General features: G+C 49.9%; 16 protein-coding genes. 3 read left to right on the top strand and 13 right to left on the bottom strand.

Annotated features, from left to right (window positions below; all coding sequences use genetic code 11):
• Positions 1 to 219: 219 nt before the first annotated feature.
• From ACJ2PR_RS22710 to ACJ2PR_RS22700, 3 genes are all read right to left on the bottom strand, one after another.
• Positions 220 to 1,014, bottom strand: coding sequence for a PmeII family type II restriction endonuclease (locus ACJ2PR_RS22710; RefSeq protein ID WP_446878664.1), 795 nt, complete (start codon positions 1,012 to 1,014; stop codon positions 220 to 222).
• The gene (locus ACJ2PR_RS22705) at positions 1,011 to 2,153 is read right to left on the bottom strand and encodes a DNA-methyltransferase (protein ID WP_446878663.1); all 1,143 of its coding nucleotides are present in this window, start codon (positions 2,151 to 2,153) and stop codon (positions 1,011 to 1,013) included. The genes ACJ2PR_RS22710 and ACJ2PR_RS22705 overlap by 4 nt, the downstream gene beginning before the upstream one ends.
• 296 nt (positions 2,154 to 2,449) lie before the next feature.
• Positions 2,450 to 2,917 (bottom strand): hypothetical protein, encoded by a 468-nt coding sequence (locus ACJ2PR_RS22700; protein ID WP_446878662.1) that lies wholly within the window; start codon positions 2,915 to 2,917, stop codon positions 2,450 to 2,452.
• Between the two features lie 205 nt (positions 2,918 to 3,122).
• Between ACJ2PR_RS22700 and bchH the strand changes: the two genes are divergently transcribed.
• Positions 3,123 to 6,806: a magnesium chelatase subunit H gene (gene bchH, locus ACJ2PR_RS22695; protein WP_446878661.1), complete on the top strand. Its 3,684-nt coding sequence runs from the start codon at positions 3,123 to 3,125 to the stop codon at positions 6,804 to 6,806.
• 237 nt (positions 6,807 to 7,043) lie between these two features.
• On the opposite strand, the gene ACJ2PR_RS22690 is transcribed toward bchH, so the two are convergent.
• From ACJ2PR_RS22690 to ACJ2PR_RS22670, 5 genes are all read right to left on the bottom strand, one after another.
• A complete protein-coding gene (locus ACJ2PR_RS22690; protein WP_446878660.1) occupies positions 7,044 to 7,877 on the bottom strand; it encodes a histidine kinase in 834 nt (277 codons plus the stop codon).
• A 220-nt stretch (positions 7,878 to 8,097) separates the two neighbouring features.
• Positions 8,098 to 8,643: a hypothetical protein gene (locus tag ACJ2PR_RS22685; protein WP_446878659.1), complete on the bottom strand. Its 546-nt coding sequence runs from the start codon at positions 8,641 to 8,643 to the stop codon at positions 8,098 to 8,100.
• 593 nt (positions 8,644 to 9,236) lie between these two features.
• On the bottom strand, positions 9,237 to 10,187 hold the full coding sequence (locus tag ACJ2PR_RS22680; RefSeq protein ID WP_446859860.1) for a diguanylate cyclase domain-containing protein: 951 nt from the start codon (positions 10,185 to 10,187) through the stop codon (positions 9,237 to 9,239).
• Positions 10,175 to 13,348 (bottom strand): PAS domain S-box protein, encoded by a 3,174-nt coding sequence (locus ACJ2PR_RS22675; RefSeq protein ID WP_446878658.1) that lies wholly within the window; start codon positions 13,346 to 13,348, stop codon positions 10,175 to 10,177. The genes ACJ2PR_RS22680 and ACJ2PR_RS22675 overlap by 13 nt, the downstream gene beginning before the upstream one ends.
• A gap of 233 nt (positions 13,349 to 13,581) precedes the next feature.
• A complete protein-coding gene (locus ACJ2PR_RS22670) occupies positions 13,582 to 14,553 on the bottom strand; it encodes a YegS/Rv2252/BmrU family lipid kinase (RefSeq protein ID WP_446878657.1) in 972 nt (323 codons plus the stop codon).
• Between the two features lie 152 nt (positions 14,554 to 14,705).
• Here ACJ2PR_RS22670 and ACJ2PR_RS22665 point away from each other — a divergent pair, with 152 nt between their 5' ends.
• Entirely contained in the window at positions 14,706 to 14,963 is a 258-nt protein-coding gene (locus tag ACJ2PR_RS22665) for a chlororespiratory reduction protein 7 (protein WP_446878656.1), read from the top strand.
• Between the two features lie 461 nt (positions 14,964 to 15,424).
• On the opposite strand, the gene ACJ2PR_RS22660 is transcribed toward ACJ2PR_RS22665, so the two are convergent.
• Entirely contained in the window at positions 15,425 to 16,078 is a 654-nt protein-coding gene (locus ACJ2PR_RS22660; protein WP_446878655.1) for a TMEM165/GDT1 family protein, read from the bottom strand.
• A 377-nt stretch (positions 16,079 to 16,455) separates the two neighbouring features.
• On the opposite strand from ACJ2PR_RS22660, the gene ACJ2PR_RS22655 reads away from it, so the two are divergent.
• Positions 16,456 to 16,749: a barstar family protein gene (locus ACJ2PR_RS22655; RefSeq protein WP_446878654.1), complete on the top strand. Its 294-nt coding sequence runs from the start codon at positions 16,456 to 16,458 to the stop codon at positions 16,747 to 16,749.
• A 48-nt stretch (positions 16,750 to 16,797) separates the two neighbouring features.
• On the opposite strand, the gene ACJ2PR_RS22650 is transcribed toward ACJ2PR_RS22655, so the two are convergent.
• The 4 genes from ACJ2PR_RS22650 to ACJ2PR_RS22635 form a co-directional block, all read right to left on the bottom strand.
• Positions 16,798 to 17,421, bottom strand: coding sequence for a hypothetical protein (locus ACJ2PR_RS22650; RefSeq protein WP_446878653.1), 624 nt, complete (start codon positions 17,419 to 17,421; stop codon positions 16,798 to 16,800).
• Positions 17,422 to 17,433: 12 nt separating this feature from the next.
• A complete protein-coding gene (locus tag ACJ2PR_RS22645) occupies positions 17,434 to 19,158 on the bottom strand; it encodes a succinate dehydrogenase/fumarate reductase flavoprotein subunit (RefSeq protein ID WP_446878652.1) in 1,725 nt (574 codons plus the stop codon).
• Between the two features lie 118 nt (positions 19,159 to 19,276).
• Positions 19,277 to 20,287, bottom strand: coding sequence for a peptidoglycan DD-metalloendopeptidase family protein (locus tag ACJ2PR_RS22640; protein ID WP_446878651.1), 1,011 nt, complete (start codon positions 20,285 to 20,287; stop codon positions 19,277 to 19,279).
• Positions 20,288 to 20,485: 198 nt separating this feature from the next.
• Positions 20,486 to 21,920, bottom strand: a 1,435-nt coding sequence (locus tag ACJ2PR_RS22635) for a TolC family protein (RefSeq protein WP_446878650.1), incomplete at its 5' end; no start/stop codon positions are given.

Here is a 21,920-nt window from a genome sequence, read left to right as displayed (position 1 = left end):
CTGGCTATATCTAACTGAAGCTATTTGCCTTTTACAACTTTGACTTGAATAATCAGAGGCTCAGTCATTGCCTTAGTTGTACGTTAAGTGCTTCGAGTTGTTGGTTTATCCAGTCGATCGCTGTTTCTTCGTCGGCTTCGATCGCCTGTAATTGAGGATTTGCCCTGCTGAATGATTTTCATGGTTGTTGAATTACAGTAGAAAGTCTTATTCAGCAGACTACAACTCAATCTCATCTCGCTTTGATACATAATCAATCAACTTAATCCAGTCGATCTGATTGTCCTTCATAAAATAGCGCAAGAAGTCATTTGTCATCTCATTTACTTTTGCCGCGTAAGTTGACTTAAAAGCTTCATCTCTTTCTTTCGCCTTTTGGTCGATCGGTACAATAATTTCCTGATAAAGGTTGTCATCCTGCGATATGAAATACCAAAAGTCTTGACCAGCATATTTGTAGTAAACTCTGTCAGGCTCTTCATCTACAACCCGCTTGTCTTTAAGTCTCTTTTTATCCTTTATAGGATTGCGGTCTTTCCCATACATACAGCCATTAACAGCAATAATCTCATCTGTAATCCCTTTCTCACGCAAGATATTTTTTGCTGTCTTAAAGTTATCTTTCATCTTGTCTATCTGATCTGCGTTCCCCCAATTAGTTCCAGATTTGATGCCAACAATGTAATAAAGCCCATCCCTTTCAAACTCTAGATCGACACTTTTGAGTTTAGACTTAAACCCACCATACAAAGTTTGAGAGACAAATATCGCAAATTCTTCAAGCAAGTTCCCTAAAAAAGTTTCCTCTTGGGAGGAGAGAAAAGCATCCACAATACTCTTCACCAAATCAGCAGCAAGCTCGATGTTTTTAGCTTTGAATAGATAAGGATTCTTACGTTTAAGAACATCGGTGAGTTTAAGACTGTTTAACCCCTCTAATCTCTTGTTGTAAAAAGGTGTGATGACGTGTTGAGCAAGATAGTTGTAGTAGGATTGATAGGGTGAAGTAGTCATATTATGTTTAGTTGAATATTGTCCTGCTGCGACGATTGGCTCTTCTTTTTTGTGAGTGCAATGTTTGATAAAGACAACTTGTAGTATTCCTCACTAATCTCAATTCCGGTATAGTTTCTTCCTAATTCCTTCGCAGTCATACTTGTGGTTCCAGATCCTAAAAAGGGATCGAGTACTAAGTCGCCCTCTTGGGTAAAGAGTTTAATAAACCAGGTAGGTAGCTCTTTAGGAAAGGCAGCACTATGTTTTCTGTTTCCGCACTCAGTTGCAAAATGAAGAACATTGGTTGGATAAGCTAAGTCTCTGCCGACCCAATTAGAGATATTCTTGCCAAACCCGCTTTCTACTTTTGAGTTATCTCGCTTTTTATCGGTTTCACTCAAATTCTTAAGACGAGACTTTGCCCAATCTCCCATTGGAACTCTGACACTTTCCTGATACATATTAAACTTCTTCTGCTTGTTGAATTGTAAGCATCGCTCCCAAGCATCCCGAAATCTGTTAGACCATTTACCCGGATAGCAGTTCTTCTTATGCCAAATAAACTCCTCAGTCCACAGCCAGCCTTGTTTACGCATTTCTATAATAAGTTCCATCACATAGGTATGTCGTTCACCATTGACAACTTTCTCTTTGATGTTGAGAATAAACGTTCCGTCATCTTTTAGAACTCGCTTTAGCTCACTAGAAATCGGTAGAAACCAATTGACATATTGATCTGGATGGATGCCTCCATAGGTACTTTGTCTACTATTTGCATAAGGGGGTGATGTCACAATCAGATCAATCATATTAGACGGCATTTGCTGTAAGACCTCCAGGCAGTCACCTAGAATAATGCTGTCATGCCAGTTGCGGACTGTCTCCTCTTGATTCATCTCAATCATGCCCATTGTGTGAAAGCCCATTGTGTGAAAGCCATTCTGTGAAAGCGTTGTGAAAGCGTTAGGAAGTCGGTTATACCACAAGCTCCAACTTGATAGCCAGTCAAAATGGGCTAAATTATCATTGACATCCAGATGCGTCAGGAGATCAAGGGAGGCGATCGCTCCCTCGTTTGGACTCAGCGTCACAAAACACCCAAAGACCGAGATTAATTTTTCAGGATTGCTGCTGATACTTGGGGCGATCGTCTTCAAAGCACCCCCTTTTGAGCAACAAACTCAACAATTTGACCTCAAAACTCAATTAGCCGGGTTCAAACCTCAAGAATTTGACCTCAGAACTCAATCATCCGGGTTCAAATCTCAACAATTTGACCTTGGAACTCAAAAAGTCATGCTCAAACCTCAAGAATTTGACCTCAGAACTCAATTAGCCGACTTCCAACCTCAAAAAAAAGAGCTACGAACTGAAAAAGCCGAGTTATTTACTCCAACTTTCAAGCTTGTAGCTCCAAGATTAGTTGTCAGAAACCAAACGATCGGGCTAATCTCTACGCCGTCGCCTGATCACTCTTCGGTCTGCGAGGTTTGCGGTGAAATCGCTGTCCTAATTCCCCCAAAACTCCCTCTAGCCCAGCGCCTTGACCACTCGCCTTTGCATAACCATATACCTGCAACGCGGCCGCATACGCCTCACTCCCCGCCGCCATCGTCGTATCATCCACCAACGTCTGTAGCTGACTTAGCGCCACCACAATGGGATACATCGCTTCAAACAATTCCACATCGCGCCGCATTTCATCCAAATCAAACGCACGAGGCAAAAAGTCCGGGTTCTGCGTCGCCACCTCCAGCGCCTTGATCACAAACGCCCGACTCTTATCGCCCATCTTGGGCAACCCCTGACGCTGCTCCGCCGTCAAATCGACCAAAAACGGCAGCTTTGATTTGATCGTCGCGATCGCTTCCATCACCGTTTCTCTATCTGCCTTCGTCAACGTCGTACTGATTCTATTCATCGTCGTCAAAATTTCTAGGAGTCAATGCCTGTAGAGTGCCCAAACTGCCCTAGATTTGTCGTGTGATTTCAGAATCCGTCCCAGGTCTAATGTCCAAGGTCTAGAGTCTAATGTCCAACCTTCAATCTCTTTAGCGCTTTTGTCATTTCGACTGACGTTAAACTTGAGAGACTCCACACTTCTCAACAACAGGCTAATAACGGGCATGAAGCGCATTGTTTTGATTGCGGGCTTTGAGTCATTTAACGCTGACCTCTATCGGCAGGCGGCCCAGGTTGCTCAGGCACGGTGCCCAGCCTTGGATATTTTGGTGTTTAGCGATCGCGATCTCGCCTCCAATTCCACTCAAGTCGAAGTGGCCCTGCAAACGGCTGACGTGTTTTTTGGAAGTTTGTTGTTTGACTACGATCAAGTGATGTGGCTAAGAGAACGGGTGAAGCGCATTCCCATTCGTCTCGTCTTTGAGTCAGCGTTGGAGTTGATGAGTTTGACGCAGTTGGGCAAATTTGCGATCGGTGACAAGCCCAAAGGAATGCCGAAGCCCGTCAAATTCATTCTCGACAAATTCAGTAATGGGCGCGAAGAAGACAAGTTAGCGGGCTACATTAGTTTTCTCAAAGTCGGCCCCAAGCTGCTGAAGTTTGTCCCAGGGCAAAAAGTCCAGGATTTGCGAAACTGGCTAATCGTTTACGGCTACTGGAATGCAGGCGGCTCCGACAACGTGGCAGCCCTATTTTGGACGCTGGCCGAAAAGTATCTCGGTCTAGAAATTGGCGAAATTGCGGCCCCGATCGAAACCCCCAACATCGGACTCCTCCACCCCGATCACCCCGGCTACTTCGAGTCTCCCCAACAATACTTGGACTGGTACGCCACCAAACAAACCCCCTCATCCCTCATCCCTCATCCCTCATCCCTCCGTTCATCCCTTCCCACGATCGCCCTTCTCCTCTATCGCAAACACGTCATCACCAAACAGCCTTACATTCCGCAACTCATTCGTCAGTTTGAGCAGGCTGGTTTGATTCCGTTGCCGATTTTTATCAACGGCGTTGAGGGACATGTCGCCGTCCGCGATTGGATGACGACCACCTATGAGCAAGCGCAACGCCAGAAAGGAATTCGAGAAACGCCCTCGTTGTCGGCTGAGGCGGTGACTGTGGATGCGATCGTTTCCACCATTGGATTCCCGCTAGTCGGCGGCCCCGCTGGCTCAATGGAAGCAGGTCGTCAGATCGAAGTTGCCAAACGGATTCTCAGCGCCAAAAACGTGCCCTATATGGTTGCCGCACCGCTGTTGATTCAAGACATCCACTCCTGGACACGACAGGGAATCGGCGGATTGCAAAGCGTTGTACTGTATGCCTTACCGGAGTTGGATGGGGCGATCGACACGATTCCCTTGGGCGGCTTGGTCGGAGAAAAGATTTACCTGATTCCCGATCGCGTCAAGCGGCTCACAGGCAGGCTCAAACAGTGGATTCAACTACATCAAACTGCAACGAGCGATCGCAAACTCGCCATTATTCTCTACGACTTTCCACCGGGCTATGGTGCAACGGGAACGGCTGCTTTATTGAACGTGCCGCGATCGCTACTCAACCTGCTCAAAGCACTCAAAGAACAAGGCTACACCGTAGGCGATCTGCCCGAAGATGGCGAAGAGCTGATTCGTCAAGTCAAAGCAGCCGACACAGACATTCACCCTGATCAAACCTCAGTTTCCACACGCAAGCTCGAAAAATGGCTCGGCTATCTGCTCACATCACGAGTCGAAAAACAGTGGAAATCGCTTTCAGGAAGCGGCATCAAGACGCTGGGCGATGACCTGGTTTGGGGCGGAGTGCAACTGGGTAACGTGTGGATTGGCGTACAGCCCCCATTGGGAATTTCGGGCGATCCGATGCGGCTGATGTTTGAGCGAGATTTGACCCCTCATCCGCAATATGCTGCTTTTTATCAGTGGTTGCAAAAAGACTTGCAGGCGAATGCGCTGATTCACTTTGGAATGCACGGCACGGTCGAATGGCTACCGGGTTCTCCGTTGGGCAACACGGGCTATTCGTGGTCTGACATTCTCTTGGGCGATTTGCCAAATCTCTACATTTATGCGGCGAACAATCCTTCAGAATCGATTCTGGCCAAACGTCGGGGCTATGGCGTGCTGATTTCTCACAACGTCCCGCCCTATGGTCGATCGGGCTTATACAAAGAGTTAATGTCTCTCAGAGAGTTGATCGCAGAATATCGAGAAGATCCCGAAAAGAATGACCTGTTGAGAAGTGCGATCGCCAAAAAAATCGCAGATACCGGACTGGATACCGACTGTCCCTTTGACGATGCAAAACGCCTGGGCATTGCCTTCACGCCAGAAACCATTGGACTCTTTAGCCGCGATGCTTTCAATCAGTATTTAGTCAAACTCTACGAATATCTGCAAATTCTCGAAAATCGGCTCTTCTCATCCGGCTTGCACACACTAGGCGAACCTCCCAACCCAGAAGCGTTAGAAACCTACCTCAACGCCTACTTTGATCAAGAGATTCTAAACAGCGATCAGCTTCTCGAAGCCGACGAAATTCGCAATCTGCTGGCCCAAAACACAGACGAATTGACGAATCTGCTGCGCGGCCTCAACGGTGAATACATTCCGCCTGCGCCGGGGGGTGATTTGCTGCGCGATGGAGCGGGTGTTTTGCCAACGGGACGCAACATTCACGCGCTTGACCCTTATCGGATGCCTTCTCCGGCTGCCTATGAGAGAGGACGAGCGATCGCTCAAAAAATCCTCACCCAACATTTGCAGGAACACGGCACCTATCCTGAAACCGTAGCCGTCATGCTCTGGGGCTTGGATGCCATCAAAACCAAAGGCGAATCGCTGGGAATTTTGCTCGAACTGGTGGGTGCAGTCCCCGTCAAAGAAGGCACAGGTCGAATTCTGCGCTATGAATTGCAGCCGCTCGAAATCGTCGGACATCCTCGTATCGATGTGCTGGCGAATCTCTCCGGCATTTTTCGCGATAGCTTCGTCAACATTATCGAACTGCTAGATGATCTATTTCAGCGATCGGCAGACGCAGACGAGCCAGAAGACCAAAACTTCATCCGTAAGCATGTTTTGAGTCTGCGATCGCAAGGGGTTGAGAACGCATCCGCAAGACTCTTCTCAAATCCAGCAGGCGACTATGGTTCACTCGTCAACGATCAAGTGGTTGCCGGAAACTGGGAATCTGGAGACGAACTCGCGCAAACCTGGCAAGGTCGAAACGTCTTCAGCTATGGCAGAAAGGACAAAGGAGAAGCGCGATCGCAGGTCTTAGAAACGCTGTTGAAAACGACCGATCGGATCGTTCAAGAAATTGACTCTGTGGAGTATGGCTTAACCGACATTCAAGAATACTACGCCAACACAGGCGGACTGAAACGCGCCGCAGAAAATCAGCAGGGTAAAAAGGTACAAGCCAGCTTTGTCGAAAGTTTCTCAAAAGACACCACACCGCGCAATTTAGAAGACCTGTTACGGCTAGAATACCGCACCAAATTACTCAATCCCAAATGGGCAGAATCGATGACTACACAAGGTTCAGGAGGTGCCTACGAAATCTCTCAGCGAATGACTGCGCTAATCGGATGGAGTGGCACCACAGACTTCAAAGACCAATGGGTTTATGACCAGTCTGCTGATACTTATGCGCTCGATTCAGACATGGCAAACAGACTCAAAGAATCAAACCCAGAAGCCTTTCGCAACATCGTCGGCAGACTTTTAGAAGCAAACGGCAGAGGATTTTGGCAACCCGATCCCGACAAACTGACAACGCTACGAGAACTCTATGAGACAGCAGATGAAGCGATCGAAGGAGTCACCCCAACCGCAACACTTTAAGTAATTCAAAATTACCGTAAACGCAAAAATCCCCGTGCATTGGAGCGATCGGAGATTCTGTCAATATCAGTTTAATGATTTTTTCGCTTTCTTGCTTGGAACTTCTGCCCCCAACCCCCCATTCTGGGGGACTTTAAGAGAGGAAGCTTAGTTCAAAGTCCCTCACTCGTGGGGGATTTAGAGGGCTGAAGGGTTAAACACCGAAGCGAAAAAATAACCCAGCAAATTCATGGTTAATTACAGTTCGCGATCGCGATCGATCTTTCTAGCAGGCGGCAACTCGTGATTCGCTTTGTGCGTTTCCTTGTCGGACTCTTTGATCAAATCTGTGGCCTGCTTAAGGAGATCTTTGAGCAATTTACGAACCTGACGTTCTCTTTTCGCTAACGCCGTTCCTGCTTCACCCAAACTCGATTCTAACTCGGCTGCTTTTTGATCCGCTTGACCTTTGAGAGACTCAGCTTGAGGACGCGCTTGTTCGTACCATTTTTTGGCATCGTCTAAATGCTCTTGAGCGCGATCGTAATAGCCTTCACTTCGAGCTGCAAGATTGGCTCTCAAAATGGCTGCTTGCGCTTGCAGTTGGGCATACCGTTTCTTCAACAAAGCAACCTCCTCACTGTCGCGGATGGTAGCGATCGCTTGCTCAATTTGCTCCCGCACTTCAGCAGACATGTCTTTGCTTGCGTCCTTGAGTCCCGCGAGTCCTTCCTCGACTTCCTGTTCAAGTTCGCCTTCTTGCTCGTCTAATTGCGCTTGAAGCCGCTTAACTTCTGACTCAGTTTCAGAAATTTTTTGCTGACGCGCCCTACTGATGCCTTCGATCACGCCTTCCACCGAAGCGGTTACTTCTTCCTTAACATGTTCACCACTCTCTTGAATGCCAGATAGCGCAGAAGTAAACGCATCTTTGACAATCGATCGCAGTTCACTAGAGCCAATTTTGACTTCTGAAGTCACTTGAGAAACCGCAGATCTGACAATTTCACGAATGCGATCGGTACGCACTTGTCCCACTTCTTTAACTTGCTTCAAATCAGTCGAAATCTTTTCTTTGACAGGATTCGTCATGGTTTTCTCCTAATAGGAATACGTCTTACGATCGAGTATTTTTAAGCAATATCTGTCTTCAATTTCAATATGACGAAGTTTCTCACCTTTAACCTCTCTCTTTAGACGGGAAAAGCCAAAAAAAACGGCCTCGATCACCCGATCAGAAGCCGTTAGGAGTTCAGATGATAGCTATCTCACAAAGGAAGCTGCACCCGATTTCTTTAATTAGAAGCTGAGATTAGAAGCTGAGACCAACACCCGCTTGCACGCTCAAAGCACCTGAATTGCTACCTTGGTAAGCGTTGATGCCATATTTCGCATCGCTGTAGACCACCACACCCTTAGCAACTTGAGACTCGACACCCGCCGTAATTACTGCCGCGTCTTTGTTGCCGATTTGAGAAGACTGATTTTCGTTTTGCACAAAAGAGTAGCCTGCACCGCCATAAACGTTGGTGTTTCTGCTCACAGGCAGGTCATAGGTCACAGTCGGAATCACAGCGCTGTTTTTGCCTGTATAGAGGACAGTCCCTCTCACAGAAACAGGCGCATTCGGAACTGCAAAACGACCTTGAATGTTTCCACCAAATACAGCCGCATCGTTAGTGCGTCCTCCATTGGTTACGCCTGCCGAAGCGCCAGCACCCACATAGCTACGATCGAAGCGATCGGTTTGAGTGCCGATGGGTTGAGCCGAAGCGGAACCCGCACCAAAGAAAAGAGGAGCAATGGCTGCAATGGAAAGAGTCGAAAGAAGGGCAACGGACTTAAGAGAGAGTTTCATTTTCGTATCCCTGAGTGACGTGAGTTTGTGTTTGCTTTCTTACTTTCTAAGTCGTAAGAATTGATTGAATTGTTCCAGGGATTTCAACAAGCTTTTAATTTAATCAAGGGACTTTTTGAAGGAATCTCAAAAGTTTTGATGAGTCGGTTGGAAGCAGTTGAAACTTAATTGCCCGGAAACAAAGAGTGGTTAGTTCCTGATGGGTATTCACCTCTCATATCTATAGTTTTAGTGTGCGACTCGGTTTGATTTGTAGTCTGATGGTCTGTTTGCAAACTGTCACATAAATTCCGTAATGTTTTAGTCTTGAGAAGCAATAAATTACAGAGTTTCTGTTAGTTAAAGGTGCAATTAAGTTCGGTAAATACTACCTGTGATTCACAAAAGCCAGCGCAAAAAACAAGCTCTCTGGCTCTCTATACCTGTGATGCAAAACTGATTTCAAGTGACGATTAATCCAGTTTCTTTAAGCTTGAGAATTGATCGCTGCCTGATTCCCTCACTTCCTACTTAGCAACAGGAACGATCGCAAGAAATCCAAATCGCTAATAGATTAGATGAAACCTACGGCTGGATTGTTCCATTTGAGGTAGCTAGACAATCGTGCAGTAGCGATCGCGCCCTTCTGCCTTAGCCTGATAAAGCGCCTTGTCTGCCGCCGTAATTAGCGTCTCTGGAGGCTTGTGCTGCGTCGGAATCGTCATCGTCACCCCCAAACTCACCGTGACGATCGGCTCGACTTTAGAGGTTAGATGGGCAATTTTCAAGCGCTTGACTCCTAATTGAATCTCCTGCGCCACCTGAATGGCCCCCTCAAGATCAGTCGTCGGCAAAACCACCGCAAATTCTTCGCCGCCATAGCGGGCAGGTAAATCGATCGCTCGTTTCGCCGCATTTTGAATAATCTGGGCCACCTGCCTGAGACAGTCATCGCCCGCCTGATGCCCGTAAGTGTCGTTAAACAGCTTAAAACAGTCAATATCACAAAGAATCAGCGACAACGGCAATTGCTCTCGCAGCATGTGTGACCATTCTTGCTGGAGATACTCATCAAAACGGCGACGGTTGGCCACCTGAGTCAGCCCATCAAACGACGCGAGACGCTGAAGTTCGTGGTTGGCTTCTTCAAGCTGCTGATAGAGGCGCACCTGCTGGATCAATCGCCGAACTCGCTGCCGCAGCACCGCCCAATGAATCGGCTTGGTAATGTAATCGACCGCCCCCGCCGAAAAGGCTTGATCCACCGACTCTTGATCCTCTAGCCCCGTGATCATCAAAACAGGAGTCTTGCTGCCCCCTTCGCACAGGTCTTGAATCCGCTTACAGCAGGCAAACCCATCTAACACAGGCATGATCGCATCTAGCAAAACCACGTCGGGGCGCAGTCGCGAAAATAGGGTCAAGCAGGCCTCACCGTCGATCGCCTCTACTACCTGATAGCCGTCTTGCTCCATCGCTTGGCGCAACCCAATCCGAGTCGTTTTGTCATCATCAGCGACCAGAATCAACGGAGGATTATGGTTAGAGCGCATTATCTCTGACATTGCTGAAGTTCCAGGTTGAGCGAAGCTTTCACGTTGTCGTATTCAGCCTCCAGTTGGCATACTTTTGAGGCAACACTTTCTAGAGTTCCCAGTTGCAGTAGGGTTTCCAACTCTCGGCAGAATTCGGCCAACTGGATCGCGCCCAACATGCCGCTGGTCGATTTGAGGGTATGGACTGCCTGTTGTAGGGCGAGCCAATCCTGGGTTTCGGCGGCTGTTTGAATCGTTTGCACCAGTTTGAACGCATCGAGCAGGTAGCTGTTAATAATATCAGCTAGAAAGGTTTCTCCTTCATTAGCCAGACTGCGGATTGCTTGCAGCGCTTTGCGGTTGAGGGTGATGCGATCGGGCGAAGTGCGCGGGGTCGATCGCCCAGACGAATCTGTCGGAGTGCCTCCTAACGCGAGTCTAAAGGCATTGTCCCGGTGAGCCTGATTGAGTGCCCGCATCAAAGCCTCGATCCGAATCGGCTTGCTCAGGTAGTCATCCATGCCGACATCTAGACAAGTTTGGCGATCGCCCTGCATGGCGTTGGCGGTCATAGCGATGATATAAGGGCGCAGCCGAGGGGCCCACTCTTGATGAATCTGCTGAGTGGTAATCAGCCCGTCCATTTCTGGCATCTGGACATCCATCAAAACCACATCATAGGCTTGACGGCGCAGGGCCTCTAACACTTCCAGCCCGTTTCCAGCGACATCGGCGCGATAGCCCAACCGTTGCAGGAGATGCAGGGCGACTTTTTGGTTAACCACATTGTCCTCAGCCAGCAAAATCCGCAGGGGATAAGGGTCGATCGGGCAGGCTTCCTCGGAGGCGGGCGATCGTTCCTGCACCAGTTGAGGCGGCGGAGGCACGATAAATACGGACTTTGCGGTGATTGTGAAGTAGAACGTAGAGCCTTGTCTGGCAATCACGCGAGGCACTTGAGTAGGCGGATCTCCCCCGACTTGTCCGTTGCTCTCGACCCACATTTGACCGCCCATCATTTCGCTCAGACGTTTGCTGATTGCTAGCCCTAGTCCGGTGCCTCCATATTGGCGGCTGGTCGAAGAATCAACCTGACTAAAGGATTTGAAGAGGCGATCCATGCGATCGGGCGGAATGCCAATTCCGGTATCCTGGACAGCAAAACGAAGGGAGGTGTGAGACGTGCGTGGGGCGTTGGAATCGGCTTGAACGGTGACTAAAATCTCTCCTTTGTCGGTAAATTTGATGGCATTGCTCAACAGATTGACGAGAATTTGTCGTAGTCGAGTTGCGTCACCAATAATCGTTCTGGGCAGATCTGGGGCGATTTTGTAGGACAGGTGCAGTTTCTTTTCGGCGGCTCTGGTGATCAGCAGGTCGATCGAGTCGCTGACACAGGCTTGCAGATCGATGGGCTGCTGTTCTAATTCGAGTTTGCCAGACTCAATTTTTGAGAAGTCGAGAATGTCGTTGATGATCGTCAACAGCGTGTCGCCACTGCCCCGAATCGTTTCGATAAAGTCGCGCTGCTGATGGGTCAACTCCATGTCGAGCAAGAGTCCCGTCAAGCCAATCACCGCATTCATCGGCGTGCGAATCTCGTGGCTCATGGTGGCCAAAAATTCGCCTTTGGCTCGGTTGGCATCTTCTGCGGCTTTTTTAGCTTGTTCTAAGGCTACATTCTGATTGGTCAGTTTTTCGCGCTGAAGGGTTTCTCGCTTTAACAGACGCGCCTGGGCGAGGGCAATTCCCACCTGATCGGCGACGGCCTCGAGCAGTTCGATTTCGTCCTCGCTCCATTGCCGAAACGAGTCACACTGATGTAGGCTGATCAATCCATTGGGGTGCCCCTGATAAGAGGTGCGAATCGCCAGCATGGATTTAAGCTGAATCTGTTGGCAAAGCCCGACCACCGGGTGCAGCAGTGGGTCAATGTAGACATTCAAAGAGGCAATGGCTCGATCGGAACCCAGCATCGCTTCGACGTGAAGATTGCCTTCAAGGGGGATTTCTAGCCCAAATAGAGATGGCCAGCCAGATTCTAGATACTCAGCGACGATCGGGATCTTGGGCGAAGAGGTCTCCAATTGAGATAGCTCAAACCCAGAAAGGAGTGCGTCATCGGCGGTGCCCACATAGGCGTGAATCAGGCAGCGATTGACCCGAAAGGCTCGACCAATCTGCGTGGCCGTGGTTTGGACGATCTGCTGGGTATCCAGACTTTGCCGAATTTCTTGCGTAATCTGTCTCAGCAGTAATGTGCGCTGATATTGGCGCTGTAGGGCATCTTCGGCTCGTTTGCGCTCTGTGGTATCGGTCTGTACGCCGACATAGTGGGTCAATCGCCCCTGGGCATCGCGAACCGGAGAAACCGAAAGCTCGTTCCAAAAGAGGGTGCCATCTTTGCGGTAGTTTCGCAGGTTGACGACGCAATCTTCTCCCGCTTTGATGGCGCTTCGCAGAGATTCTAAAGCCATCTGGTTGGCTTCGGGGCCTTCGAGAAAGCGCCCATTTTTGCCCACGACTTCATCGGCGCTGTAGCCTGTGATCCGCTCAAAGCCGGGATTGACGTAGATCATGGGATTGTCGGGCAGCGTCGCGTCGGTGATGATGATGCCGTTGCTGCTGGCTCCGATCGCACGTTCTAATAATCGCAGGCGCACCTCGGACTGTTTGGCTTCGGTGATGTCGCGACAGATGCAGATAAATCCGCCCTGAGTGAGAGTGAGCGAGATTTCTTCATAAAAAGTGCTACCGTCCTGACGTTTGGCGATCGCTTCTCCGCGCCATTGACCTTCTCGGTGCAGGATGGGCAAAATCTCTCCTTCGATCCGCGCCATCTCATCGGGGTAATAGAGCGTTGTCAACGATTTGCCCACCAGATTGCGGCTGTGCTGATAGCCAAAAATTCTTAAATAAGCGTCGTTGAGATAGAGAAACTGACCGTCGTCGCTGAGAATCGCGATCCCGTCCATAGCGGCGACAACGGCGATCGAGTGATGGTGCAGAGACTCTTGATCGGTGAGCAGGTGGGTAGCTTGCTGAATTAGACGACGGGCGATGGGATGAGTCTTTAGACGTGACTTTTTTTGCCTTAGCCGCCGAATCAAAAAAATCAGCAGAGCAAGGTTGCAGAGTGCCGCGATCGCATTTGCACTCAGAAAAGCCCACTCAACAGTCACTGCAAGCATTCAAGTTCGCTCTTACGGATGACTAATCTAGCCAGGTGCCTTTTCTTTTCGCAATGGAAGTTGACTGGATAACCCAAGTCAGGAGCCACGGAGATATTTGCTGGACTCCCGTCTTTCAGTGGGTCAACGTCCACGAAATTTTTTGGCCACTTCTTTAGTTATATTGCAACCCTTGATGATTAGTATCAAGCAAACTTCATCGGTGTCAAGCAGAATTCAGGAGTATCTGGCAACTAGCTAGCAAATTCTGGAGATTCTTTGGTTTCAACGACGAGATCAGGAAGTCCTTCTAGCTTTTCGGTGGGCACGACTTCTTCGACCAGGGGCACAAAAATCGTTAGCCCTCCCGGAACGCACTCAATGTCTACGGGTGTCACTCCGACCATTTCGCCATCCAAAACGACCTTCTGAGGCGGATTTGTCGTAATCTTAAACCGCTTGGCTCGCAGGTAGCCAATATCGTCTCGCTCGGCTGGGGTGCCACTCAGAGCCGATTGTAATAAGTGATAAGTGGCGGCGATCGCGCCTGCTTTATTAGAAGGGGCAACGATCGTCAGATCGAGCAGTCCATCATCGACAATCAAGCCCGACGGCCCTTGAGCCAATACGGAGGTTGCCGGAGCTGCATTGGCCACCGTTAGCGCAGACGCTGTAACCGAAATGATTTTATCTTCCGTTTCGATTTCGGTTTCAAAGGGTTCTAGATTGCGAAGTTGTTGGAGTCCGGCTAGCACGTAAGCCAGCATTCCAAAGCGATTTTTGGCTTCGCGATCGGCGCGTTCTACCGTTTCTGCCTCAAAGCCGATTCCTGCTAAAAGAACCATCGGTTTGCCGTTACAGAAGGCTGCATCGACGGTTTTGGTGTTGGACTGTAAGATAGTTTCACAAGCGGATTGGATCGTCGTCGGAATGCCCATCGCATTTGCAAACGCATTTGCGGTGCCACGTGCGATCACCCCTAACGGAATGCCCGTCCCCACCAGGGCTGTCGCCGCCGCCGAGAGGGTGCCATCGCCACCAGAGGCAATCACCGCATCGACCCCTTGAGCGATCGCTTGTTCTGCTAAATGGTCAGCATCTATTTCTTCGGTGGTCAGGTGAATATCCAGTTCGATGTCAGCCAGCAATGCTTTGATCGTTTCTAGGTCTTGGTCGGGGTTGCCTTGTCCAGCAACGGGGTTAAAGATGAGAAATGCAGAGCGCATAATAGAAGTTTGGTATAGAAACTAGACGGATGCCTTTTAGATAACATGTTTGCCCTGGCTGAAAGCTCATACCGACGATGGATTTCCGGGTTGTGAATCAACATTTTGTGATCGAACTGTCACAATAGACGTAGCTAAATTGGGAGCGAATTATGGCAGATTCTTTGATGTACCAGGAAGAGCATTTTGTGGTGCTAGAAACCGACCAACCAGAGCAATTTTTGACCGCTGACGAGATGTTAGAAAAGCTACGATCGATTTTGTCCAAACGTCAAGATGCATTGCCCCCAGATGTGCAGAAGTTTTCAACGGTGGCAGATCAAGCCCAACATTTGCTAGACACGACTTGCGATTTGGATATGGGGGCGGGGCAATATCTTCAGTGGTATGCGGTGCGATTAGAGAAGTAGGAAGAGGGGTGCGATTTGTCCCCAAAAGATTCAAAGACAAAGCTTTTTGTTGGGTGGTCAAAACTACGTTTACCAAAACAAAATTCGCCGTTGCAGATGATTAAAACTCTGAATCAGTTTTCGAGTCTGCGAAGGTAGACTTCATTTGAGTAAGCGCAAATTCAGTTCCAAAGCAATTTGTGAAGCACTCACTCTCAACAACTGATGAATCAGAGGTTTATAACTTTTGTAGCTGATTAACGTGAATTCGGTGAAATCTTTCGCTGCGGTTGTTAATCCGGGCAGCCCTCTAAATCCCCCACGAGTGAGGGACTTTGAACCAAAATCTTGTCTGAAAGTCCCTCAAAATTGGCGGCTTGGGGGGCAGAAGCGCTGAAGAACGAAGCAAAAGAAGCAAAACCCCTTTATCGAATTCACGTTTGATTAGAGGTGCGATCGCCAAAGCTGCCTAATTTCATCCCTCATCCCTCAAACCAAGACACGCCCGCAAACACCAAAAACAAAATGCCGCCGATCGTGGTTACCATGCGTTCTGAGATATGTCCGGCGATCAGTCTGCCTCCCATAACGGCGATCGCGGTGCAGATTCCATGTCCGGCAATCGATCCGAGGGTGATCCCCAATGCGTTGTTGCTGGCTGCTAGAGTGATCGTCGTGATCTGAGTGCGATCGCCCAATTCGCCCATAAACACCAGCACAAACGCTTCTAAACAGATGGCGAAGGGAGTTTTTTTCTTTAAGTTGGCTTCGGCTTGAGCGATCGCGGCGACGGCTTCTCGTTCGGCATCAGAGGCACAGTCGAGGAGGCGATCGTCTGCTGCGAGAGACTGATTGCCACATTCTGGAGGCATTTTGTAAGCGTCATACAGCAGCTTGAAACCAAAACCGACAAAGAGCAAGATTGAACCGTAGTGAATGATCGGTTGGGGCAACAGTCCCAAAAGCTGACCCAACGCAACTGAGAGAATCGTCATCAGCGACAACGCCGCGATCGAACCCGCAAACACATAGCGGCGGCGGTGACGCATCGCCAGACACATTGCAATAAAAAATGTCTTATCGCCTAACTCATTAATCGTAATTAAGGTCAACCCAGCCGTAAAAGCACTCAACATCGGTCAAGCTCCTCAGAATTGTGGTGGCATCTGAGGTGACTTGATGAGAATACAGACGACTCCACCAAGCCCACAACAGATGTGAACTTAGTGAAGGTCTCGCTTGCAAGAATGCCAGGTTTTAAGTTTTGAGGTTGCCGAGCGGTTTAACTCATCCCTCTCGCGAAGCGTGCCGCTAGCGGCAACCCCTCATCCCTTTTCTGTCTCTTGTCACTTGAACCAGGCTCATCGCCAGTATGTTGATTCAAATGGGCTGGTTTTTGACCAGCAGCTACTCCCCTTCAAACTGATGCAATTATATAGGTCTTTGGGGGTGAGCGATCGAATAGAGTGATTGTGAGGCTACCAGATTTGCATTGAGTTGAGCAGCAGAAGCAATGGATGAACGTCGTGAAGTCGTTGATGTAAATTTGTCAGGGGTAATGACTGCTGGTGATCTTCATGCTGAGTTGTCTCGCGCTCTAGAGTTTCCTAATTTTTATGGACACAACTGGGATGCCTTTTGGGATGCCATTACTGGGTTAGTCGAGATGCCCAAAAAACTCTGTTTTCACGGGTGGCAAGGGTTTGCTAAACGATTACCAAGTGAAGCTTACATGCTATGTCAATGCCTGGAGGAAATGGAGCAAGAGCATCCTGAATGGGCATCAGAAGTAGAGTTTGTCGTCTAAAAAACCGAAGTAAATTTAAGGTTTAAGTGCGTTGTCCTTACCGATTTTTTAAGCAGCGCGTTCTATTGGTAGGACGGGAACGATCGCTCTCATCAAAATTCCCAAAATCTTGCTGAGTTGAGGTAGATAGTATTCGATCGCATCAATGTGAACTGTTCTTTCGTGTAGAGTCATAAAACGCCAATTCGTTCCACTCGTAACGACTCCACAAATCACCGGAATTTTGTTGCCCGCTTTTTGATTGAATCGTTGAGCCGCAATCATCGAAGCCACACACTGCCCCAAGCCTGCTTTAATGTTTTCATTCTTGGCTTCTGTAATCAAAATGATAGGCGCACCAATGAAAAACTGTTCTTTTGAGCCACTGATGATAAAGTCGCAAAATCCAGCAAGCCCTTGTTCTGGCTCAACGTTAAACTCAGTTCCCGAAAACAAGCCGATTCGATTTCTTAGCTGTCGTCTAACTTCTAATAAAATCGGCGCAATCATCATTTCAGAACGAGCTTTTTCAGTATTGATTGCGGTGGCCAGCGGAATGTAGTCTTCTAGAATTTGCTTGAGCAGATCAGAAGGTTCTACGCTTTCAACTTCAGTGAAAAGATTTTGACCCTCTTCGAGTGTTAAATCAAAGTCTTGCTGAACTTTTGAGAGGGTGAAATCGCTGTATGCCATAGGTTAAAACCTCTAATACTTGCGCTCTTTGGGTTCAAATAGATTGACGGTGACGGGCAGATAGTCGATGTCGATCCCGGCGGACGAGAAGTAGGCAAGCGTATGCTTGAGAAAAGTTTCGTCGTTGCGGGTTGAGAAGTCTTCTCGAAAGTGAGAGCCTCGACTTTCTTGGCGGTTGAGCGCCGACGTGAGAATCATTTCACCCACAATTAAAAGACTTCGTAACTCCAACGCTTCTGTGATTTCAGTGTTCCAGAGTTTGCCTTTGTCGTCGAGCCTGATTTGAGTGTATTTTTGCTGAATTTCTCTGAGCTTGACCAGTCCCGCCTGCATCACTTCCGAAGTGCGAAACACGCCACAATGCTCGGTCATACAGTCTTGAAACGCTTGTCGAATCGCACCAATCCGGTATTCTCCAGGCTGATCGAGCAGCGTTTGAATTTGTGTTGCAGTTTCGGCCACATACTTCTCAGGATTCAAGTCTGGAAGCTTGCGATTTTGGACATATTGAGCGATCGCCGCTCCCGTTCTCCGCCCAAACACGACACATTCCAACAGTGAATTGCTGCCCAACCGATTGGCTCCATGCACCGACACACAAGCCGTCTCCCCCGCCGCAAAAAATCCCTCAACCAGATCGTGGCTGCTGGCTCTGACTCGTCCCTCGGTGTTGACGGGAATCCCCCCCATCGAGTAGTGAACTGTGGGACGAATGGGCATCGGTTGCGTCACGGCATCAATTCCGACCAGTCGGTGCGCCTCTTCCCAGCAAAACGGCACGCGGCTCATGATTTTCTCTCGTCCCATGTGGCGCAAGTCAAGATAGACAAACGTGCCGCCTTTGGTGCCGTCGAGATGAACGCCCCGACCTGCGCGAGTTTCGTAGGTGATGGCGCGAGAAGTAATGTCACGGGGAGCCAGCTCCATGCGCGAAGGCGCGTAATTGGCCATGAAGCGATCGCCCTCGCTATTAATCAAATAAGCCCCTTCTCCCCGCACCGCTTCCGAAATCAACACGCCCACAGGCAAGCCTGTCGGATGGAACTGCACAAACTCCATATCCTCCAGGGGCAAGCCAGCCATCGCCGTCATCGCCAACCCGTCCCCTGTGGAGGCATAGTCGTTAGAAGTCGTGTTGTAAACCCGCCCATAGCCACCCGTCGCAAACATCACCGCCTTAGCGCGAACGACTTCTAGCTGCCCGGTTTCGATGTGATACATCACCACACCTTTCGCCTGTCCCTCTTCTAAAATCAGGCGCGTCACATACCATTCTTCGTAGACTTTGACCCCATGCTTCATCAGGTTGCAGATTAGCTCATGCAAAATCGCGTGACCCGTTTTATCGGCCGCGTAGCAAGTCCGATTGTGAGAATGTCCGCCAAAGGCACGTTGAGCAATTCGCCCGTCAGGAAGGCGCGAAAACAAAACGCCCATGTGTTCTAAATCGATCACAACATCAGGGGCTTCTTGCGTGAGAATCGCGACGGCATCCTGATCCGCCAAATAGTCCGATCCCTTGACCGTATCGAAGGCGTGAGCTTCCCAGGTGTCAGTCGCATCGACATTTTTCAGGGTTGCGGCCATTCCGCCTTGAGCAGCGACGGAGTGCGATCGAATCGGGTGAGTTTTGGCCACCAGTCCGACACTCAAACTGGGATTGGTACGGGCGATTTCGAGGGCTGCACGTGACCCTGCAAGTCCGCCGCCAACAATGATGACATCGTGATCGAGCATGTTGAGAAGGGAGGAGGGAGAAGGGAGGAGGGAGGAGGGAGGAGGGAGGGACTTTAGACGTTGGACAGTAGACAAAGAGGAATTTTGAGTCTTTGGTCTCTGGTCTTTAGTCTCTTGATTAGTTGGCGATCGGCTTCCCGCTCACTTGGGTGGATTTGTTGGGGGCTTGAGCAACTTGCATCGCTTTAACTAACTGGGCCAGGGAGGTTTCTAGCTGAGTTCCGGCATCCATCGCTACCCAACCTTGAGTCGTCAATTGGCGAAACTCAAAGTGCAGGTGAGGGCCAGTCGAATTGCCCGTACTGCCGACTCGCCCGATCACCGTGCCTTGTTTGACGACTTCTCCAGGCTTGACAAAAATCTCTGATAAGTGGGCGTAGAGCGTTTGCTGGGTGTTTTGATTGTGACTCAGGGCAACGGCTAACCCGTATCCGCCCAAAAAGTCGGCCATCGCTACCTGACCTGCATAAGCTGCTAACACAGGAGTCCCCATTGGTGCGCCCAAGTCTGTTCCTGAGTGAAAGCGACTATCGCCTGTGATCGGGTGGACGCGCCAGCCAAACAGCGAAGTGATCGGAGCCGGGAGTGCGAGAGGAAAGATTAGCCGAATATTGTTGCCCAGACGACCGATCGGGCGAACCGTGCGATTGTAATAGTCTCGAACGGTGCTGTATTCCCGCCCAACTGGGGTCGTACTGCCCGGAGTCCAACCAATGCTGCTCGAAACGGTGACGGGTTCTGCTGGGATCGGAGCCAGATTGACGGGAGTAGATTGGTTGACCGCAGGTCGAGTCACGATCGTCACAGGCTCTTCTCGCTGTGTGGCACCCAGATTGTAGTTGGTGCGATCGATAAAGGTGTCTGGGACGGGAGCGGCTTCTTGGGAGGAGACAATTTCGGGGGCTGAGTATTCGGGGGCGGCGGGGGCAGGAATGATCACCGCAGGTTCGGGAGCCGAAATCACGGGATCAGGGGTCGCCGTATTGTCGGGCGCGATCGGCGTTTGGGCCAGGCTGACTCTTCCACTCAAAACGCCCAACCCCACCCACCAACTCATGCCGCAGAGCAAAAAGAATCGCTGTTTAGCCAGCTTGGGCGCGATCGAAGGAAAAATTTTGTGCTGAGTCATGGGGCAATCCTCGCGGACGATGAAGTGGACGGTTGACAAGTTTTCTGAGTGATGGCGGATGTCAGGGAGTCTGCTAATCAAAAATCATTGTGAATCTATTGTGAATCTCCCTCCAGCGGATGCTCTGTCTTATTGTGCCTTGCTCGATCGCGTTCGTGTAGAAATCAGAAGCGTTGACAAAGATTTGCCGACAAAAACCTACTGTCTTGAAATGTTGCTCACGGCTCGTTGGAGTTGAGCGAGCGATCGGTTGTAGCCCAAAATCGCACTCACCAAACTGCCCTCAGCCCGCGTGAGATCGGTTTCTGCGTTGATCACTTCTGTCTGGGTGCCGACCCCCGCTTGAAAGCGTAATCGAGCTAACCGTAGTGATTCTCTGGCTTCATTAAGAGCCGTGCCCGCCGTGGTGATGTTAATCCGATTGGACTGCAACGTAGAAAAGGCCTGCTCAACCTGGAAGCGAACCGTGTTGCGGTTTTGAGCAAACCGAGCCTCGGCAATCTCTTTGTTTTTTTCCTGCTGTCTGGCACGAGCGACGGCGGCTCCTCCATCGTAGAGACTCCAGCGGGCCTGGAGACCAATACTGTAGCCATCGGCGGCTCTGACGGGCTGCTCAAAAATATCCAAAAGATTATATTGAGCCGACACGCTGACGGTGGGCCCTAACGCAGAAAGGGCGGCTTTGCGCTGCTGTTCGCTGACTTCTCGTTGGACAAGCTGCTGCTCTAATTCGGCTCGATTTTTGTACGCCAGAACGATGCTATCTTCGATCGACAGCGGCCAGGTTCCCGCGGTGGTTACCGGATCAGCCGCAGACAGATTCACCGATTCGGCAATGCTGATTCGTTGAGCGAGTTGGCGACGACGAACGGCTTGAGTGGCGATCGAGTTGGTCAATTGTTGTTGAGCGTTGGCTAATTGAACCCGCGATCGCAGCACATCAAATCGAGTGCCCAGTCCGGCTCGTTCTTGGGCTTGAGTATCGCGCAAACTAATCTCAGCGTTTCGCACGGCGGCGGCATTAATCCGCACTTGCTCGTCTGCGTCTTGCAGGTCGTAATAGTCGTTGGAGACATTGAGCCGCAGATCTTCCCGCACTCGCTCGACTTCTAGCTCATTGACCCGTACCTGACGCTCGGCTGCCCGATTTCGAGCGGGTCGCAGCCCAGAGGTGTAGATATCGTAGCTAAGTTGTAGGCTGCCATTGAGCGTCGTGTTGACCGGATCGCTGTCGTCTTCCTGAAAGAAGGGATTGTTTCGCTGCTGAAAGGCCTGAGCCTTACGATTAAGCTCTGAACCCGCACTTTGAGCGCGAGTCAAGTCTGCCTGTATGGCCAGCGTGGGTGAATTGGCTGCTTGGGCTTCTCGGAGCGCTGACTGAGTACTTTCTAGCTGCAATCGCGCCACTTGCAGGTCACGGTTATTGCGTTCTGATAGCTCGATCGCTTGGGCCAGCGTAATCGGCTGCGTTCCCTGAAGTCGGACTTCTTCGGGGCGGGTAGGAAACTGGAGCGGATTGGGCGAAGGGTTCAAATAGTCGGGGGCAGGCTCGATTCGTCCGGGGGTAGGAGCCGAAGGGCGAGGGTTCTCACTTGGGGCGGGGGTCGGTGTGGGCGTTGGGGTAGTATTCGAT

The organism is Phormidesmis sp. 146-33, from assembly GCF_052939515.1.
This window is presented reverse-complemented; position numbering and strand designations above follow the sequence as displayed.

What these genes read in the sequence shown, in the direction of transcription:
- ACJ2PR_RS22645 (WP_446878652.1), bottom strand. Translation starts at nt 19,158, where the DNA reads ATGCTCGATCACGATGTCATCATTGTTGGCGGCGGACTTGCAGGGTCA.
- ACJ2PR_RS22665 (WP_446878656.1), top strand. Translation starts at nt 14,706, where the DNA reads ATGGCAGATTCTTTGATGTACCAGGAAGAGCATTTTGTGGTGCTAGAA.
- ACJ2PR_RS22680 (WP_446859860.1), bottom strand. Translation starts at nt 10,187, where the DNA reads ATGTCAGAGATAATGCGCTCTAACCATAATCCTCCGTTGATTCTGGTC.
- bchH (WP_446878661.1), top strand. Translation starts at nt 3,123, where the DNA reads ATGAAGCGCATTGTTTTGATTGCGGGCTTTGAGTCATTTAACGCTGAC.
- ACJ2PR_RS22650 (WP_446878653.1), bottom strand. Translation starts at nt 17,421, where the DNA reads ATGGCATACAGCGATTTCACCCTCTCAAAAGTTCAGCAAGACTTTGAT.
- ACJ2PR_RS22670 (WP_446878657.1), bottom strand. Translation starts at nt 14,553, where the DNA reads ATGCGCTCTGCATTTCTCATCTTTAACCCCGTTGCTGGACAAGGCAAC.
- ACJ2PR_RS22660 (WP_446878655.1), bottom strand. Translation starts at nt 16,078, where the DNA reads ATGTTGAGTGCTTTTACGGCTGGGTTGACCTTAATTACGATTAATGAG.
- ACJ2PR_RS22640 (WP_446878651.1), bottom strand. Translation starts at nt 20,287, where the DNA reads ATGACTCAGCACAAAATTTTTCCTTCGATCGCGCCCAAGCTGGCTAAA.
- ACJ2PR_RS22685 (WP_446878659.1), bottom strand. Translation starts at nt 8,643, where the DNA reads ATGAAACTCTCTCTTAAGTCCGTTGCCCTTCTTTCGACTCTTTCCATT.
- ACJ2PR_RS22700 (WP_446878662.1), bottom strand. Translation starts at nt 2,917, where the DNA reads ATGAATAGAATCAGTACGACGTTGACGAAGGCAGATAGAGAAACGGTG.
- ACJ2PR_RS22710 (WP_446878664.1), bottom strand. Translation starts at nt 1,014, where the DNA reads ATGACTACTTCACCCTATCAATCCTACTACAACTATCTTGCTCAACAC.
- ACJ2PR_RS22675 (WP_446878658.1), bottom strand. Translation starts at nt 13,348, where the DNA reads ATGCTTGCAGTGACTGTTGAGTGGGCTTTTCTGAGTGCAAATGCGATC.
- ACJ2PR_RS22690 (WP_446878660.1), bottom strand. Translation starts at nt 7,877, where the DNA reads ATGACGAATCCTGTCAAAGAAAAGATTTCGACTGATTTGAAGCAAGTT.
- ACJ2PR_RS22655 (WP_446878654.1), top strand. Translation starts at nt 16,456, where the DNA reads ATGGATGAACGTCGTGAAGTCGTTGATGTAAATTTGTCAGGGGTAATG.